The sequence below is a fragment of the Cryobacterium sp. genome (genome assembly GCF_025463825.1).
Lineage (GTDB): Bacteria > Actinomycetota > Actinomycetes > Actinomycetales > Microbacteriaceae > Cryobacterium.
This window is the reverse complement of record NZ_JAODBG010000042.1, coordinates 23677-38404: the sequence shown is the minus strand read 5'-3', so window position 1 is coordinate 38404 and position 14728 is coordinate 23677. Positions and strand designations below refer to the sequence as shown.

Sequence of the window (14728 nt, the reverse complement as noted above, 5' to 3'; positions counted from 1 at the left end):
AGGCTGGTGTTCCAGTCGGCCGGGGGCGGTGCGGCGGGAGGGCCTCCCGTCGCTGCTGTGGAACCACCTGCCAGATCTTCGTCCATACCCACATTCTCCCACGAATCAGGGCTATATGTGAGGAAACGTCACCTTATCCACAGGGCAATATCGCAACTGTCACCGAATCGGACTTCTGCGTCCGGTGTGCCGGGACCACTTGTCCGCAGCGGTAACAGTTGCTCGCGGGTGCGCGTGCCTGCCGGGCAGTCGGGCGGCGATTCTCCCAACCAATGGAATCCAGGTTCGTGCGGCGGGGCCCGTCGATCACTTTGAATGTTGTCAGTCGGCCCGGATGACTCAGCACCAACCCGGGCCTCGCCGGCACCGCAACGCCGCGGAACAGACACCAGAAGAGGACGCGACATGAAATTCATGGGCATCGCCGATGACGATTACCAGAGCAGGATCGGCCTGCTGGACGGGGAGTACGTGACCCCGCTCGCCACCCTCGAGGAGTTCTGGGCCGACCCGTTCGGCTGGCAGGAGCGCGCGACATCGACCTCCGGCGCCCGGGTGCTGCGCAGCGAGGTGCGCGAAGTCCCCCTCATCCAGCCGGCGGCCCGCGTGATCTGCGTCGGCCTGAACTACCGGGCGCACGCCGCCGAAGGGTCCTTCGCCGTCCCCGAGTACCCCACCCTCTTCGGCCGCTGGACCGCCTCGCTGAGCGTGGGCGGAGTGGCCGCCCCGGTGCCCGCCGGTGAAGCCGGCCTGGACTGGGAGGGCGAGGTGGCCGCCGTCGTCGGCCGTCGCATCGAGTCAGCGGATGCCGACACCGCCGAGGCCGCCGTCTTCGGCTACTCCACGTTCAACGACCTCACCGCACGGCGCGCCCAGAAGCTCACCGCGCAGTGAACCCTCGGCAAGAACGGCGACTTCTCCGGTCCCATGGGCCCCTCGTCAGCCGCGACGAGGTCGGCGACCTGCGCGACGGGTTGCAGGTGATCACCCGGGTGAACGGCACCGAGGTTCAGCCCGCCATAGCGTTCAACCTCGAGGTGAAGCGCAGCTAATTCAATTCGCTGGGCCTGGTGCTCGGCTACCAGTACCCCGACTCGCCAATCGTCATCGACGACGGCTCTCCCGCCCAACCGGAGGATCCGATCCGCTATCTCGCGGCGACCCGCCCGGGCAGCCTGCTGCCGCATACCTGGCTCGGTGCCGACTCGCTCTATGACGCGCTCGGGCCCTGGTTCACGCTCCTCGTCGATGCCGCGGCGCGCGCCGCCGACGCGTTCGCCCGCGCTGCGGCCGCCGCGGAGGCGGGCTCCGGAATCCCGGTGAGGGTGCTGACCCTCGACTTCGCCGCGCATCCCGAGGTGGCCTGGCAGGCGTCCGCGGTGCTCGTGCGACCCGACCAGCACGTAGCCTGGCGAGGAGAGGACCCGGCCGTGGTCGCCGGAGCCATCGCCGTCGCCGCCGGGCACCGCCCGGTCGCGGCCGCAGCGCACCCGCGGGAGGAGGTAACCGCCCATGGTCGCGACTGACTTTCGCGAGCACCTGTTCCCCGAAGACGACCCGCGCATCAGCGGCTTCCGCGGGCTCAGCTACCGCGAGTACGCGGAGGTCGTGAAGAGCGACCCGTTCGCCGGGCCGATGATTCTCGACTGGGCCACCAAATACCCCGAGCCGTACCGGGGGATCAGCACCGACGGCGTCATCACCCGCTGCGGGCGCACGAGTGGCGCACCTGGGCCAACCCCGAGTTCCTGCAGCACGACACCGGCCTCCGCCTCGAAGACCTCGACCCGCACCCGCGCGACCGGGCGCTCGAGCTCGTGCGCGCCAGCCTGAGCGAGGTCGGCTACGAACGGGTGCGCACCCTGATGTGGATCAACGGCTACCTCGGGGGCATCATCGGCCTGCCTGCCGTCATGAACGAGGGCAGCTAGAATATCGCCCTCTACGGCACCCGTCCGGCACCCAGCCGTGGGGCTGGCAGCTGTTCGGGCATTACCTCGGCCTGAATTGCATGGCCGAGGGCGACCGGATGGTGCTCTCGCCGGTCTTCCTCGGGGCCGAACCGTCCACGATTCCCGACAGCCCCGTCGGCCCGATCAACGTCTTCAGCGACCGTATCGATCTGGCCCGTACCCTGATGACCTCCCTCGCCCCGGCCCAGCAGAAGCAGGCGCAGGTCTACTCGACCATGGTCGACCCGGCGATGCCGGCCGGCCGGCTGCACCCCGGCGACGAACGGCACCTGGGCGGATGCTTCCAGGACAACCGGGTGATCCCGCTGGAAGGCATCCGGGTGACAGAACTGAGCCCCGCCGACCAGGACCGGGCCACCGAGCTGGTCGCGGCCTTTCTCGACCACCTGCCGCCCGGGGTGCTGGCCGCCCGGCTGCGCGAGGTGACCGCCCGCTTCGACGAGACCTGGTTCTCCTGGATCGGCGGCTGGGCCGAGGACGAGCCGTTCTACGTCCGCATCCAGAGCCCGGTGATCCTGGTCGAACTCGGCCACCACTGCGGGGTCTTCCTCAGCAACCGCACCCCGGCCCGGTTCCACGTGCACACCGGGGTGCGTACCCCCAACGGCGGCGACTACGGCGGCCTGTTGCGCGAGGACGCGTCATGAGCGGCACGGATGGCGCGCTGGCGGGCACTGTGGTGCTCGACCTCAGCCGCGCTCTTGCCGGCCCGCAGGCGGGCATGATGCTGGGCGATCTCGGCGCCCGGGTGATCAAGGTCGAGACTCCGGGTTCCGGCGATGACACCCGCGGCTGGGGGCCGCCGTTTGTCGGCGTCCCCGACGCCCTTGAGTCCACCTACTTCCTTTCCTGCAACCGAAAGGAATCCATCGCCCTCGACCTGAAGGCGCCGGCCGACCGGGTGGTGCTCGACGCCCTGATCCGGGACGCGGACGTCCTGATCGAGAACTTCCGGACCGGGGTGATGGACCGGTTGGGCTACTCGAACGACCGGTTGCTGGAGATGAACCCGCGCCTGGTGATCCTCTCGATCACGGGCTTCGGCCACGACGGGCCGGAGGGCGGGCGGGCTGGCTACGACCAGATCGCCCAGGGCGAGGTCGGGATCACGTCCATCACCGGATCGGGGCCGGATGACCCGCAACGGGTGGGCGTGCCGATCGGCGACCTGCTCTCGGGCATCTACGGCGCGTTCGGGGTGGTCTCCGCCCTCTACGAACGCGAAGCCACCGGCCGCGGCGGCGTCGTGCGTGCCTCCCTGCTCTCCGCGCTCGTCGGCGTGCACGCCTTCCAGGGCACCCGGCGGCCGGGATCCCGGCCGGTAGAGTGCGCACCCTCGACGAGGTCTACGCCTGGGACCAGGTGGCTTCGCAGGGCTTGCTCATCGACGTGGAGCACTCCAGTCTCGGCCCGGTAACCCTGCCCGGTCCGCCGCTGCGCTTCTTCGGTGAACCCGGCGACGCCGAGCAGGAGGTCACCTTCCGCGGCCACCGCGCGCCGCCGACGCTCGACGAGCACGGCCCGGTGATTCGCGAGAGAATTGCGGCCAGGCACTCGAAGGAGGCTTCGTGACCGCACCGCTCTCGGCCGCTGGGCTCATTGGACTCGTCGGGGACGAGGGCAGCTTCCGTTCCTGGGACGAGCCGATCCCGCCGCGACCGCGGGCCGAACCGTATACGTCCGACCTCGAACGCGCCCGAGCGAAGAGCGACGCCGACGAGTCGGTCATCACCGGCGAGTGCCGGGTCGGCGGCCACCGGGTGGCCCTGATCGTCAGCGATTTCGCCTTCCTCGGCGGCTCTATCGGCATCGACGCGGCCGACCGGCTCATCACCGCCATCGAACGCGCCACTCGGGAACGCATTCCCCTGCTGGCCGGGCCGGCCTCCGGCGGCACCCGGATGCAGGAGGGCACCCCCGCGTTCGTCGCCATGGTGGCCATCACGGCCGCAGTGGCCGCGCACAAACGGGCCGGCCTGCCGTACCTGGTGTACCTGCGTCACCCCACGACCGGCGGGGTGATGGCGAGCTGGGGCTCGCTCGGGCACGTCACCGTCGCCGAACCCGGCGCCCTGCTTGGCTTCCTGGGCCCGCGGGTCTACGCGGCGATCTACGGCGAACCCTTTCCCGACGGCGTGCAGACCGCCGAGAACCTCTACCGGCACGGCGTCATCGACGGGGTCCTCCCGCCCGGCCGACTGCCGGGGTTCATCGCCCGGATCCTCGGCACCCTCCTCGCCCCGCATCCCGCAGCAGAGCCCGGCCAGGCCACGGATGCGCCGCTCGAGCAATATCGGGGCGCCGCGATCAGCGCCGCCGCATCGATCACCAGCAGCCGGGACCGCGGCCGGCCCGGCGTGCGCAGCGTGCTGCGGTACGCCGCCACCGATGTTGTGCACCTCAGCGGAACCGGCCAGGGCGAGTCCAGCGACGGGCTGCTGCTCGCCATCGCCCGGTTCGGCGCCATCCCGTGTGTGGTGGTCGGACAGGACCGCCACGCCCAACGCTCCGGCACGCCCTGGGGACCGGCCGCCCTCCGCCAGGCCCAGCGCGGCCAGCGGCTGTCGGCCGAACTCGGCCTGCCCCTGGTCACTATCATCGACACGCCGGGAGCCGCCCTCTCGAAGGAAGCGGAGGAAGGCGGCCTCGCCGGCGAGATCGCCCGCACGCTCGAGAGCCTCGTCACCCATCCCGCGCCCACCGTCGCCGTGCTCCTGGGCGAGGGCACCGGCGGCGGCGCCCTCGCGCTGCTGCCGAGTGACCTCACCATCGCCGCCAGCATGCCTGGCTCGCTCCACTGCCGCCCGAGGGGGCCAGCGCCATCATGCACGGCGACACCAACCATGCCGCCGAGATGGCCGAATCACAGCGGATCGGCGCCGTCGCCCTGCAGGACGCCGGCATCGTCGACTGGATCGTGCCGGAATTGCCGGATGCTGCGGCGGAACCGGCCGAATTCAGCCGCCGGGTCGGGCGCACCATCGAACAGCTGCTGCCCGAGCTCCGGGCGCTCGACGCTGGTGAGCGCCTGCGGCGCCGACGCGAGCGCTACCGCTCGATCACCCGACCCGCCTCCCCGGCCGCCTGAGACGAAAAGGAATCCATGCCAGAACAATCAGCAGAACCGGCGCCCGCCGTCGCGCCCGCGAACTCCCAGCTCGACATCGAGTTCGCGCCCGGCCTGTTCCTTGACATCGTGCGGCCCGCCGCCGACTACGGGATCCGGCCCGACGCGATCGGCCTCTGGGGTTCCTCGGCCGGCGGGCACCTCGCCGCGCTCGCCGGTCTGCTCGGGCCGGTCGCCACGCTCGACGGCGAGCAGCCGAGCCCGGTCGGCGCCGGCGTGCAGGCCGTCATGGACGGTTACGGCGCGGCCGACCTGCTCGCACCCGACCAGGACAACCCGCCGACCGCTGGCCTGCTGGGTGGTGCCCCGGCCGAGCACACCGACCTCGCGATCCAGGCCAGCCCCGCCCGGCAGGTCGGCAACGAGGCGCCGCCGTTCCTGATCATGCACGGCGCGGCCGACCCCCTCGTGCCCGCCACTCAGAGCATCGCCCTCTATGACGCGTTGGCCGCCATCGGCGCCGACGTGACCCTGTACCTCATCGAGGGATTCGGGCACGGCTTCCTCAATTCGGCCGGGCTCAACAAGGTACCCGGCGGCTGGACTCCGGCCGGCTCGAGTCAGAGCCCACCGCTCACGCCCAGGTGCAGAGCACCCGCACCCACGGCGCTCGGCCGACGGCATTTGCATCGTTTCTGGTCATCGAGAAGTTCTTCTCGGCTGTGTTGACGTCCTGAGCCGCACGGACTGATCAGCGGGCGAAGAGACCGCGGTAGTACTCGTAGGTCCAGCCGACCAGGGCGATCAGGGCAACGCAGACCCCGATGATGGACACCCAGAAGCCCACCGCGAGACCGAGGAACACGAGGGCCGCCGAGGCCGCGAGGATGATGGGCCACCAGCTCCACGGGCTGAAAAACCCCAGTTCCGGGTCGCCGTCATCGATGTTGGCGTTGACGCTGTCCTCGGGAAGGTCACCGCCCTGGGCGCGGTGCACGCGGCTAAGATAGAAGGCGATGAACGCCGACAGGACCGCGCACAGGGCCAAGGCGACGGTTCCCACCCACTCGATGGGCGTGCCCGGTCCGGTGATGGACTGAGTCGCCAGCTGCTGTGAGTTGAAGATCAGGCTCCATACCGTGTAGCCAATTCCTGCGACAAGGAAGAACACGGTGAGGATCCGGAAGAGAATGACGTTGGCTCTCATGCGCGAGGATCTCCTTGTGCCGTGGACGTGTCGCTGGATTCCGGTGCTACGAACTGGCTACATTAAGTACACGAGATTGGACGGCAAACAATGGTGCTTGCAGAAGATCGGGACGCCCGTATCACCGAGCTGGCGCGGCGGATCGGGCAGCTCGCGATGGCGGACGGCATGACGGTGGCGGTGGCGGAATCGCTCACGGCCGGACGGATCGCCGCGGCGCTGGGCGCCGCGCCGGAGTCGTCGACCTGGTTCTGCGGCGGGGTGGTCGCCTACCGGAACGAAACTAAGTACCGGCTTCTGGGAGTCAGCCGCGGGCCGGTGATCACCGCAGAGTGTGCGGAGCAGATGGCCAGGGGAGTGCTGGACGCCGTGGGAGCGGACGCCAGCGTTTCGGTGACCGGGGTCGGGGGCCCCGGGCCGGAAGAGGGTCATCCGGCAGGGACGGTATTCATCAGCATGAGCTCCCGGTGTGCGGTGCGCACGAGGTCGTACTCCTTCCACGGGCCGCCCGACGAGGTGGTTGATCTCACGACCATCCGGGCGTTGACCCACCTCACCGAGGTGCTGCTGGAACGCTGACGGATGGGGTGGCGGCCGTCCAGAACTCGCGTGATGCCGACCGTGGGTCGTCCAGACCATTGCCGAGTCGTTCAGAACGAGGGTCGCGCGTGCGGGTCGCCCGTAGGCGGGCCAGTCCGCACCGTCGCCCGGTCGGCCGGACCACACGAAACGCCCCCACACGCTCATCATCCGCTCGCTCAGGGACGCGGGGGGGCATCGGAGCCGCAGAAGAAGGCGGCCTCAGGGAGGTCGAGCGTGCCGAAGACGAAGGGGAGTTCGGCGCCGTGGCAGGCACCGAACCGGCCCTGCATCGACGGGCTCGACCGGGCGAACAGATAGGAAAGCGTCGGCCGATGCGCCCGGGCCGAGATCGCGCTCGAGCTCCCGTGTCAGGGTGTCGGCCAGCGCCCCTGGCTCGGCCTCCGGCAGATCGAAGGCGAGAAAGAGTGAAGCCTCATCGACGTTGCTGCCGATGAGGAGGTCAACGGAGCCGTTCATCCCGCCGGCCACGCTGGCCAGGGGCACACCGGGAATGAGGTCGTGGCCGAGGACCGGTACGACGTGCCGGTGGCGCCGACCGGCTTCACCGAGAACTTCGCGGGTGCGGTGCTCGACGCCCGGTGGATCTCACCCGGCGGGCCGGCAACCGCGTTCACCGTCATCGGGGCCGACGAGGGGCTGTCGCTCAAACCGGCGGTCGGTTCGCCGGCCGGCCTGCTCGGGCTTCGCACCCATGACGAGCATTGGGAGGCCGACGTCGTGGTCATCGAGGGCGACGTCGCGTTGATGGTGCGCATGGACGACTTCCATACCGTCGTGGTGGCCGCCGGGCAGGACCGGATCGACGCCAGCGCCACCATCGGTGGCCTGCCCATCGCCCTCGGCTCGGCCGAGCGGTCCGCCGGCGCTGTGGTGCTGCGCATCCGCACCACCCCACCGGCAGACGTCTCCGGTTTCCGGAACGGCCCGGACCTCCTCCGGCTCGGGGTTGTCGGGAACGATGTCTTCACCGAGCTGGGCAGTATCGACGGCCGGTACACCGCCACCGAGGTCGCCGGCGGTTTCACCGGCCGCGTGGTCGGCGTCTCCCCAGGTCCCCGCGGCGGCACCATCACCGGCTTCACTTACCGCCCCCGCACTGCCTAAACCGACTCGCCGGGTCTCGACACGCTCGAGCGGAGGAACCCCTGGTCGCTCAGCTGGTCTTGAAGCCGCCGTTGCTGTAGAGCAGTTGCCCGTTGATCCAGGAGCCCGGCTCAGAGAACAGGAACCGCACCAGGTTCGCAGTGTCGGCGGCGGTGCCGAGCCGGCCCGCCGGTGTCGCGGCAATCCCCGAGGCGCGAATGTCGTCGTCCATCCAACCGGTTTCGACCGGGCCGGGGTTGATCACGTTCGCCCGCACGCCACGATCGGCCAGCTCCACCGTCGCGGCAATGACGATGCGGTCCAACGCCCCCTTGCTCGCGCCGTAGGGCAGGTTATGCGCCGTGAGGTCGCTGGTGAGGGCGACGATCCGGCCGCCCACCTCGCCGGGGGCCACGGAATCCGGCAGCTGCTCGGCGATGGACTCGGGGTCATCGGCGTTCCGCTCGTAGCCCAGTCGCTCGTCGTATGGCCGCCAGTAGTTCAGTGCGAGGTCCCATCCGTCGCTGGCCAGACCCACGGCAAGTCCGGCCCCGATCGACCGGCGCCGGCCCACTCCAGTGATCAGGGCAACCCCGGCAGGAACGTTGTTGGTCATCGCTCCAGACTAGGCCGCACGAGATCGTGAGCCCAGGTGGGAGGGCTTAGATGCGGATGCCCAGAGCCAGGTCGGCTTCGGTGTGCTGGGCCGTGCGCGTCAGGGCCGGCAGGAGCGCCTGCACGGTGTCCGCCACGGGTGTCCCCGCGCTCGTGGACACGTTGACGGCCGCCACCACCCGGCCATCCGGGGTGCGGACGGGCACGGCCAGTGAGCGCAGCCCCACCTCGAGCTCCTGCTCCACGAGCGAATACCCCTGCAGCCGCACCCGGTGCAGTTCGGCCAGCAGATCGGCGGCGGCGGTCTTCGTATACGGGGTCAGCGCCCGCGGTGAGCTGGCGGCGAGCACGGCAGCGGCCTCCGGATCGGGCAGGGCCGCCAGCAGTACGCGGCCCATCGAGGTGGCGTAGGCGGGGAACCGAGTGCCCACCGTGATGTTCACCTGCATGATCTTCCGGCCGGCGGAGCGCGCGACGTAGACGACGTCGTTGCCGTCGAGGATGGCGGCCGAGGCGGACTCCTGCACCTCACTACTCAGCTCGCGCAGGTGCGGCGTGACCACGTCGGGCAGGCCAAGGCTCGACAGGTAGCTGTAGCCGAGCTCCAGCACTTTCGCGGTCAGGGAGAAGAGCTTGCCGTCGGTGCGCACGTAGCCCAGCTGCTCCAGGGTGCGCAGGAATCGCCGGGCGGTGGCCCGGGTGAGGTCGGTGTGGCCGGCCACCTCGGTCAGCGTCATCTCGCGGCGCGCGCCCGAGAAGGCGGTGATGACCCCGAGGCCCCTGGCCAGGGATTGCACAAAGTCGGTGCTGGTCTCCGTGGCAGGTGCTCCCGGCGCTGCTCTCTGGCTCATTTGCAGAAGCCTAACGTTCGAGCACCACTGCCAGCCCCTGGCCCACGCCGACGCAGATGGCGGCGACGGCGATGCCCCCGCCGTTTGCCTCGAGCTTGCGAGCGAGCTGGCCGAGAATCCGGGCACCGGATGCGCCGAGCGGGTGCCCGATCGCGATCGCGCCGCCGTCCACGTTGACCTTATCCGGGTCGAGTCCGTCCCAGAGCCGGATGCAGGAGATCGCCTGGGAGGCGAAGGCCTCGTTGATCTCGACGAAGTCGACATCCGCCCAGGTGAGCCCGGCGCGGGCGAGCGCGATGTTCGCTGCCTCGACGGGGGCGATCCCGAAGATGTTCGGGTCGTTCGCGGCGACGCCGCGGGAGACGATCCGGGCGAGCGGGGCGCCGAGGCCGGCATCCGCCCCGGCGATAAGGAGCGCCGCGGCGCCGTCGGTCAGGGGGCTGGAGTTACCTGCGGTGACCGAGCCGTCCGGACGGAAGGCGGGCTCCAGCCCTGCGAGGGTGTCCACGGTGGTGTCGCGGCGCAGGCCCTCGTCGGCGGCCAGTTCAGCGCCGGGGACCTGCACGATCTGCCCGGTGAAGGTCCCGGCGTCCCAGGCCGCCGCCGCGCGCTGGTGGCTCTGCGCGGCGAACGCGTCCTGCTCCTGCCGGCTGACGTCGAACCGGTCGGCGAGGATTTCGGCGGTCTCGCCGAGCGGGATGGTCCAGCGCGGGTCCATCGCCGAGTTGACCATCCGCCAGCCCAGGGTGGTCGAGTGCAGGGTGTCGTTGCCGGCCGGGAAGCCCTTCTGTGGCTTCAGCAGGACCCACGGCGCGCGACTCATCGATTCGACGCCGCCGGCGAGCATGATCCGGGCGTCGCCGGTTTCGATGGCGCGGCTGGCCTGTATGACGGCCTCCATACCCGAGCCGCAAAGCCGGTTGACAGTGGCGCCGGGAATGGAGGCGGGGAAGCCGGCCAGCAGGGCGGCCATGCGCGCCACGTTTCGGTTGTCCTCGCCCGAGCCATTGGCGTCGCCGAGGATGATGTCATCGATGGACTCCACAGCGAGGTCGGGGTTGCGGCGAGCGATCTCTCCGACGACGAGGGCAGCAAGGTCATCCGGGCGGGTGCCCGCAAGCGTCTTGCCGTAGCGGCCGAAGGGGGTGCGGACGAAGTCGTAGATGTAACTGGAGGTGGACGTGGCGGGGGCCATGGTCATCCCTTTCCGGTGGCGTCGGTGAGCGGCAGGTTGGTGAGGGTGCGCAGGTCGTCCACCGTGGTGGGGCCGAAGAGTTCGGTGACGCTGACGCCGGTCGTGCGGTCGATGTCGAAGACGGCCACCTCGGTGTACACGCGGGTGACGCAACCGAGCCCGGTGACGGGGTAGGTCAGTGCCTCGACGAGTTTGGGCTGGCCCTTCTTGGTGGTGAGTTCCATCATCACGAACACGTTCTTCGCGCCGACGGCGAGGTCCATCGCCCCACCGACCGCGGGTATGGCGCCGGGTTCGCCGGTGTGCCAGTTGGCCAGGTCGCCGGTGATCGACACCTGGAACGCGCCGAGGACGGCAATGTCCAGGTGACCGCCGCGCATCATGCCGAACGAGTCGGCGTGGTGGAAGTAGCTGGCCCCGATGGCCTCGGTGACGGGGATCTTGCCCGCGTTGATGAGGTCGTCGTCGATCTCGTCGCCGTGGGCCTCAGGTCCCATGCCGAGCAGGCCGTTCTCGGTGTGCAGGATGACGTCCTGCTCGGCGGTGAGGTAGTTCGACACGCTGGTGGGGATGCCGATGCCGAGGTTGACGTAGGAGCCGGGCGGGATATCGGCGGCCACACGCTGGGCCATCTCGGCCCGGCTCAGGGGTGCTGCGGTGGACATCTACTCTGCCTCCTTCTCGATCAGGACGACCCGGTTCACAAAGATTCCGGGCGTGATGACGTTCTCGGGATCCAGCTGACCCAACTCAACGATTGCCGGCACCTGCACGATCGTCGTCGCGGCGGCCGTGGCCATCACCGGGCCGAAATTGCGAGCCGTCTTGCGGTACACCAGGTTGCCCAGACGATCGGCGCGGTGCGCCTTGATCAGGGCGTAGTCGGCGCGGAGCGGGGATTCGAAGACGTAGTCGCGGCCGTCGATGGTGCGGGTCTCCTTGCCCTCGGCCAGCAGGGTGCCGTAGCCCGTGGGGGTGAAGAAGCCGCCGATGCCGGCGCCGGCCGCCCGGATACGTTCGGCGAGGTTTCCCTGCGGAACCACCTCGAGCTCGATCTTGCCGGCCCGGTAGGTCTCGTCGAAGATCTGCGAGTCGGTCTGCCGGGGGAACGAGCAGATGATCTTCCGCACGAAGCCGCTCTTGATCAGCAGCGCGAGCCCCACCTCGCCGTTGCCGGCGTTGTTGTTCACGATGGTGAGGTCCCTGGCGCCATGCCGGATGAGCCCGTCGATGAGTTCGACCGGCTGCCCGGCCGTGCCGAAGCCGCCGATCATGATCGTCGCACCGTCGCGAATGTCGGCCAGCGCCGCATCCACGCTGTCGAAAATCTTGGAAACCATGACGCCTCGCATTCGTTCGCCTGCTGAACGGTTGTTCGCATCATATTACCATTGGCGTGCGGTGAGTGAAGCGCGGGCCGGAGTCAGGGCGCGTCAGGGGGCCTGGAGTCCGGCAAGCGTGCGCAGAGCCTGCAGCCCCTGCGGCGTGCCCGGCCAATGCCGCTCGATGGCCGCTGCGCCGGCCCGCCGGGTCGCGAACCGCAGCACCAGGGCCACGACGAGGGCGTCATCCGCGTACCCGATCACCGGGATGAAATCCGGAACCAGGTCGATCGGCAGGAGCAGATAGACCAGCAGTACGACCAGCCACGCGCGCACCGTCCAGGACACCGCCCGGTCGGTCGCGAGCCGACGGGTGAGGCGCACCACATCCGGGCCCAGCCGCAGGGCATCGATCAGGGTGAGTTTTTCCGCCTGCCCGCGCGACGCCCACGCCAGGCAGGCGATCAGGGCGCCCCACAGCAGCACCAGTCCTGCGACGACGGTTCCTGCCACCTGCCACCACTGCATAGGGAGAGGCTAATCGGAACTAGGCCCGGCCCTTCAGGATCAGGTTCCAGTACACCCACGGCAGGATGTGCCGGTCGAAGACCCAGGCCAGCCGGCGCTCTCGCGCCAGTGTCGGCCAGAAGGGGATCGTCGGCTTCGGTCGGTACTGGTCGTCGAACTCGGCGAAGACCACCGTGGACCTCGAGACGGTGAACGGGCACACCGAATAGTTGTCGTAGGTGTCCCCAGGTTCCTTGCCTTCCAGGGCATGGCGAAGGTTCTTGGCCAGCACCAGGGTTTGCTTGCGCAGGGCGCCACCGGACTTGGAGTTGCGGGTGGCGGCGGCGTCCCCGAGTGCCCAGACATTCGGGAACCGGGCGTGCCGCAGGGTTCCCGGGTCGACCTCGATGAAGCCGCCGGGGTCACCCGCGGCCGGCAACACCGTCGCCTTCACCCAGTCCGGCGCCGATTGCGGCGGCACGGCATGCAGGATGTCGTACGGCAGGGTCTCCCGATCGCTGCCGTCCACCCGGCCGATGACGGCCGTGCGGTTCGCGGCGTCCACCTCGAGCAGGTGACTGTCGGTTCTCAGTTCGATCCCGTACTCGGCGATCTTGCGATTCAGTTCCTCGTCGATCAGCGGCATGCCGAACACCGTCGGGTCGGGGACGACCAAAACCACCCGGATGTCCGGCAGGACACCGGTGGCGCGCCAGTAGTCGCAGGCGAGGTACATCGGCTTCTGCGCGGCGCCGGCGCAGGTCGCCGGGCCGGCCGGTTGGGTGAAGACGACGGTGCCGCGCCGCAGGTTCCGCAGCAGCCGGGACGCCTTGGCGGCCAGGTCGAATTCGTAGTTCGACGCGCCCCACGGCGACGCCATCGCCTCGGGGAGGCCGGGCACCCTGTCCCAGTCCTTCTGGATGCCCGGGCAGACCACGAGGTGCTCGTAGGCGAGCCGGCGTCCGGAGACCAGCAGCACGGTGTTCGATGTCGGCAACACGTCGGTGACGCGGTCCTGGATCCACTGGACGCCGCGGGGCGTCACGGAGCCTTGCGGCCGGGTCGCCATGCCGGCGCGCGCGGTCCCGCCCGCCACGTGGGAGAAGAGCGGCTGGTAGAGATGGTGTTCGCGTGGTTCCACCACGACCACGTCATCGACGCCCGACCGGCGCAGCCGGCCCGCCACGGACAGGCCGGCGTTTCCGCCGCCGATCACCACCACGCGGTGCGAGGTCGGTTCATCGGCATCCGCACTTCTGACCGATCCGTTGTGCTCAGACATAGGCCGACCATAGACGGTGCCGCGGCTGCCTGCCACCCCTTGCGGGCGGGGCGTGACCGAGTGGGAAGTGTTCGCTCGGTAATCTGGAGCCCTTCCCCATCCCCGCCCGCGAGGAGCACGCTCACCCATGCCGACAATCGCCCGAGAGCCTCGCTATTTCGAACGGATGGGCTCCGCGCTCGGCGACAAGGCGCAGATGGTGCTGCCGCACCTGCGTGGACCACGCGTGCTGGATGTCGGAGCCGGTGGTGGCGAACTCACCGCCGCGATCGCGGCGGCCGGTTTCCGCACATCTGCCCTGGACGCCGCGCCGGACGCCATCACCAGACTGGCCGCGCTCGGCGTGCTGTGGGAGGTGCGCCGGGGCTACGCCGAACAGGTGCCGCAGCTGTTCCCCGAGCCGTTCGACAGCATCGTGGTGAGCGTGCTGCTGCACGAGGTGTACTCCTATGGAACGTCCCGGGGACGGTTCCGGTGCTGCTCGGGTACGACGCGCTGGCGCTCACCCTGACGCGGTTCCGGGCGAGCCTGTGCGACCGGGGCCGGCTGATCATCCGCGACGGCATCATGCCGGACTGCCCCCTGGAGTCGGCGGCGGTCGACGGGTTGTCGACCGGGGATGTCGGGGCGTTCCACGACTACCTGCGGCGCAGCCCCCACCCGCGGCTGCGGGCGCTGCACCTGCGCGGGCGAAGCCTGACCGGGACCCGGCACGCCGTCGCCGAATTCCTGTGCACGCTCACCTGGGGTATCGAGACGTTCCCGCGGGAGGCCCTGGAGCGGTATCAGCTCTTCACTCTCGCTGGGTACAGCGAATACGCCGGCACGCTGGGCTTCGATCTCCTCCACAGCGCGGCCGTCACCCAGCGGGGATGCGTCGACGCCCTCGCCCACCTCAGCGTCACGAGCCACGACCCGCCGTGGTTCCCGGCCACGAACGGCCTGTGGGTGTTCGAGAAGCGCCCCCTCCCGGTTCCGCCCGAGCCGTAACCCGCCCACAACTGTTCCCCGAGCGGACAACTG

At 69.8% G+C, this 14728-nt stretch carries 18 protein-coding genes and 3 pseudogenes; 13 read left to right on the top strand and 8 right to left on the bottom strand.

Going from position 1 to position 14728, the window contains the following annotated elements; all coding sequences use genetic code 11:
• Window positions 1-405: 405 nt before the first annotated feature.
• The 9 genes and pseudogenes from JWP54_RS05180 (at window position 406) to JWP54_RS05145 (ending at window position 5769) form a co-directional block, all read left to right on the top strand.
• On the top strand, window positions 406-894 hold the full coding sequence (locus tag JWP54_RS05180; RefSeq protein ID WP_297368245.1) for a fumarylacetoacetate hydrolase family protein: 489 nt from the start codon (window positions 406-408) through the stop codon (window positions 892-894).
• Window positions 891-1052, top strand: coding sequence for a hypothetical protein (locus tag JWP54_RS05175; protein ID WP_297368241.1), 162 nt, complete (start codon window positions 891-893; stop codon window positions 1050-1052). Before JWP54_RS05180 ends, JWP54_RS05175 begins: the two co-directional genes overlap by 4 nt.
• Window positions 1053-1070: 18 nt before the next feature.
• Window positions 1071-1526: a hypothetical protein gene (locus JWP54_RS05170; RefSeq protein ID WP_297368239.1), complete on the top strand. Its 456-nt coding sequence runs from the start codon at window positions 1071-1073 to the stop codon at window positions 1524-1526.
• Between the two features lie 120 nt (window positions 1527-1646).
• On the top strand, window positions 1647-1931 hold the full coding sequence (locus JWP54_RS05165; protein WP_367274184.1) for a DUF3500 domain-containing protein: 285 nt from the start codon (window positions 1647-1649) through the stop codon (window positions 1929-1931).
• The gene (locus JWP54_RS05160) at window positions 1868-2620 is read left to right on the top strand and encodes a DUF3500 domain-containing protein (RefSeq protein ID WP_297368236.1); all 753 of its coding nucleotides are present in this window, start codon (window positions 1868-1870) and stop codon (window positions 2618-2620) included. The genes JWP54_RS05165 and JWP54_RS05160 overlap by 64 nt, the downstream gene beginning before the upstream one ends.
• Window positions 2617-3545, top strand: a pseudogene (locus JWP54_RS05155) (CaiB/BaiF CoA transferase family protein). The gene JWP54_RS05160 and the pseudogene JWP54_RS05155 overlap by 4 nt, the downstream one beginning before the upstream one ends.
• A pseudogene (locus JWP54_RS05150) lies at window positions 3542-4678 on the top strand (carboxyl transferase domain-containing protein); the annotation flags it as partial. The pseudogenes JWP54_RS05155 and JWP54_RS05150, both read left to right, overlap by 4 nt.
• A 119-nt stretch (window positions 4679-4797) precedes the next feature.
• Window positions 4798-5061, top strand: coding sequence for a hypothetical protein (locus tag JWP54_RS17665; RefSeq protein ID WP_367274183.1), 264 nt, complete (start codon window positions 4798-4800; stop codon window positions 5059-5061).
• 15 nt (window positions 5062-5076) lie between these two features.
• Window positions 5077-5769: a prolyl oligopeptidase family serine peptidase gene (locus tag JWP54_RS05145; RefSeq protein ID WP_297368233.1), complete on the top strand. Its 693-nt coding sequence runs from the start codon at window positions 5077-5079 to the stop codon at window positions 5767-5769.
• Between the two features lie 22 nt (window positions 5770-5791).
• On the opposite strand, the gene JWP54_RS05140 is transcribed toward JWP54_RS05145, so the two are convergent.
• Entirely contained in the window at window positions 5792-6247 is a 456-nt protein-coding gene (locus JWP54_RS05140; RefSeq protein WP_297368230.1) for a cytochrome c oxidase subunit 4, read from the bottom strand.
• Window positions 6248-6337: 90 nt separating this feature from the next.
• Between JWP54_RS05140 and JWP54_RS05135 the strand changes: the two genes are divergently transcribed.
• On the top strand, window positions 6338-6826 hold the full coding sequence (locus JWP54_RS05135; RefSeq protein WP_297368227.1) for a CinA family protein: 489 nt from the start codon (window positions 6338-6340) through the stop codon (window positions 6824-6826).
• A gap of 522 nt (window positions 6827-7348) precedes the next feature.
• A complete protein-coding gene (locus JWP54_RS05130) occupies window positions 7349-7954 on the top strand; it encodes a hypothetical protein (protein WP_297368224.1) in 606 nt (201 codons plus the stop codon).
• A gap of 49 nt (window positions 7955-8003) precedes the next feature.
• Here JWP54_RS05130 and JWP54_RS05125 read toward each other — a convergent pair whose 3' ends face one another.
• The 7 genes and pseudogenes from JWP54_RS05125 to JWP54_RS05095 form a co-directional block, all read right to left on the bottom strand.
• Window positions 8004-8549: an SDR family oxidoreductase gene (locus tag JWP54_RS05125; RefSeq protein WP_297368221.1), complete on the bottom strand. Its 546-nt coding sequence runs from the start codon at window positions 8547-8549 to the stop codon at window positions 8004-8006.
• 46 nt (window positions 8550-8595) lie between these two features.
• The gene (locus JWP54_RS05120) at window positions 8596-9399 is read right to left on the bottom strand and encodes an IclR family transcriptional regulator C-terminal domain-containing protein (protein WP_297368218.1); all 804 of its coding nucleotides are present in this window, start codon (window positions 9397-9399) and stop codon (window positions 8596-8598) included.
• A gap of 10 nt (window positions 9400-9409) precedes the next feature.
• Window positions 9410-10594 (bottom strand): thiolase family protein, encoded by a 1185-nt coding sequence (locus JWP54_RS05115; protein WP_297368215.1) that lies wholly within the window; start codon window positions 10592-10594, stop codon window positions 9410-9412.
• Between the two features lie 2 nt (window positions 10595-10596).
• The gene (locus JWP54_RS05110) at window positions 10597-11259 is read right to left on the bottom strand and encodes a 3-oxoacid CoA-transferase subunit B (protein WP_297368212.1); all 663 of its coding nucleotides are present in this window, start codon (window positions 11257-11259) and stop codon (window positions 10597-10599) included.
• Window positions 11260-11934 (bottom strand): 3-oxoacid CoA-transferase subunit A, encoded by a 675-nt coding sequence (locus tag JWP54_RS05105; RefSeq protein WP_297368209.1) that lies wholly within the window; start codon window positions 11932-11934, stop codon window positions 11260-11262.
• Window positions 11935-12141: 207 nt separating this feature from the next.
• Window positions 12142-12444, bottom strand: a pseudogene (locus tag JWP54_RS05100) (YkvA family protein); the annotation flags it as partial.
• Window positions 12445-12463: 19 nt separating this feature from the next.
• Window positions 12464-13705, bottom strand: a complete 1242-nt coding sequence (locus JWP54_RS05095) for an FAD-dependent oxidoreductase (RefSeq protein ID WP_297368205.1) — start codon at window positions 13703-13705, stop codon at window positions 12464-12466.
• Between the two features lie 127 nt (window positions 13706-13832).
• Here JWP54_RS05095 and JWP54_RS05090 point away from each other — a divergent pair, with 127 nt between their 5' ends.
• Window positions 13833-14216 carry a methyltransferase domain-containing protein gene (locus tag JWP54_RS05090; protein ID WP_297368202.1) on the top strand — a complete coding sequence of 128 codons (384 nt, stop codon included), beginning with the start codon at window positions 13833-13835 and terminating at the stop codon, window positions 14214-14216.
• A complete protein-coding gene (locus tag JWP54_RS05085; RefSeq protein ID WP_297368200.1) occupies window positions 14180-14695 on the top strand; it encodes a hypothetical protein in 516 nt (171 codons plus the stop codon). The genes JWP54_RS05090 and JWP54_RS05085 overlap by 37 nt, the downstream gene beginning before the upstream one ends.
• Window positions 14696-14728 lie beyond the last annotated feature (33 nt).

What these genes read in the sequence shown, in the direction of transcription:
- JWP54_RS05115 (WP_297368215.1), bottom strand. Translation starts at nt 10,594, where the DNA reads ATGGCCCCCGCCACGTCCACCTCCAGTTACATCTACGACTTCGTCCGC.
- JWP54_RS05180 (WP_297368245.1), top strand. Translation starts at nt 406, where the DNA reads ATGAAATTCATGGGCATCGCCGATGACGATTACCAGAGCAGGATCGGC.
- JWP54_RS05095 (WP_297368205.1), bottom strand. Translation starts at nt 13,705, where the DNA reads ATGTCTGAGCACAACGGATCGGTCAGAAGTGCGGATGCCGATGAACCG.
- JWP54_RS05140 (WP_297368230.1), bottom strand. Translation starts at nt 6,247, where the DNA reads ATGAGAGCCAACGTCATTCTCTTCCGGATCCTCACCGTGTTCTTCCTT.
- JWP54_RS05105 (WP_297368209.1), bottom strand. Translation starts at nt 11,934, where the DNA reads ATGGTTTCCAAGATTTTCGACAGCGTGGATGCGGCGCTGGCCGACATT.
- JWP54_RS05110 (WP_297368212.1), bottom strand. Translation starts at nt 11,259, where the DNA reads ATGTCCACCGCAGCACCCCTGAGCCGGGCCGAGATGGCCCAGCGTGTG.
- JWP54_RS05135 (WP_297368227.1), top strand. Translation starts at nt 6,338, where the DNA reads ATGGTGCTTGCAGAAGATCGGGACGCCCGTATCACCGAGCTGGCGCGG.
- JWP54_RS05125 (WP_297368221.1), bottom strand. Translation starts at nt 8,549, where the DNA reads ATGACCAACAACGTTCCTGCCGGGGTTGCCCTGATCACTGGAGTGGGC.
- JWP54_RS05145 (WP_297368233.1), top strand. Translation starts at nt 5,077, where the DNA reads ATGCCAGAACAATCAGCAGAACCGGCGCCCGCCGTCGCGCCCGCGAAC.
- JWP54_RS05120 (WP_297368218.1), bottom strand. Translation starts at nt 9,399, where the DNA reads ATGAGCCAGAGAGCAGCGCCGGGAGCACCTGCCACGGAGACCAGCACC.
- JWP54_RS17665 (WP_367274183.1), top strand. Translation starts at nt 4,798, where the DNA reads ATGCACGGCGACACCAACCATGCCGCCGAGATGGCCGAATCACAGCGG.
- JWP54_RS05090 (WP_297368202.1), top strand. Translation starts at nt 13,833, where the DNA reads ATGCCGACAATCGCCCGAGAGCCTCGCTATTTCGAACGGATGGGCTCC.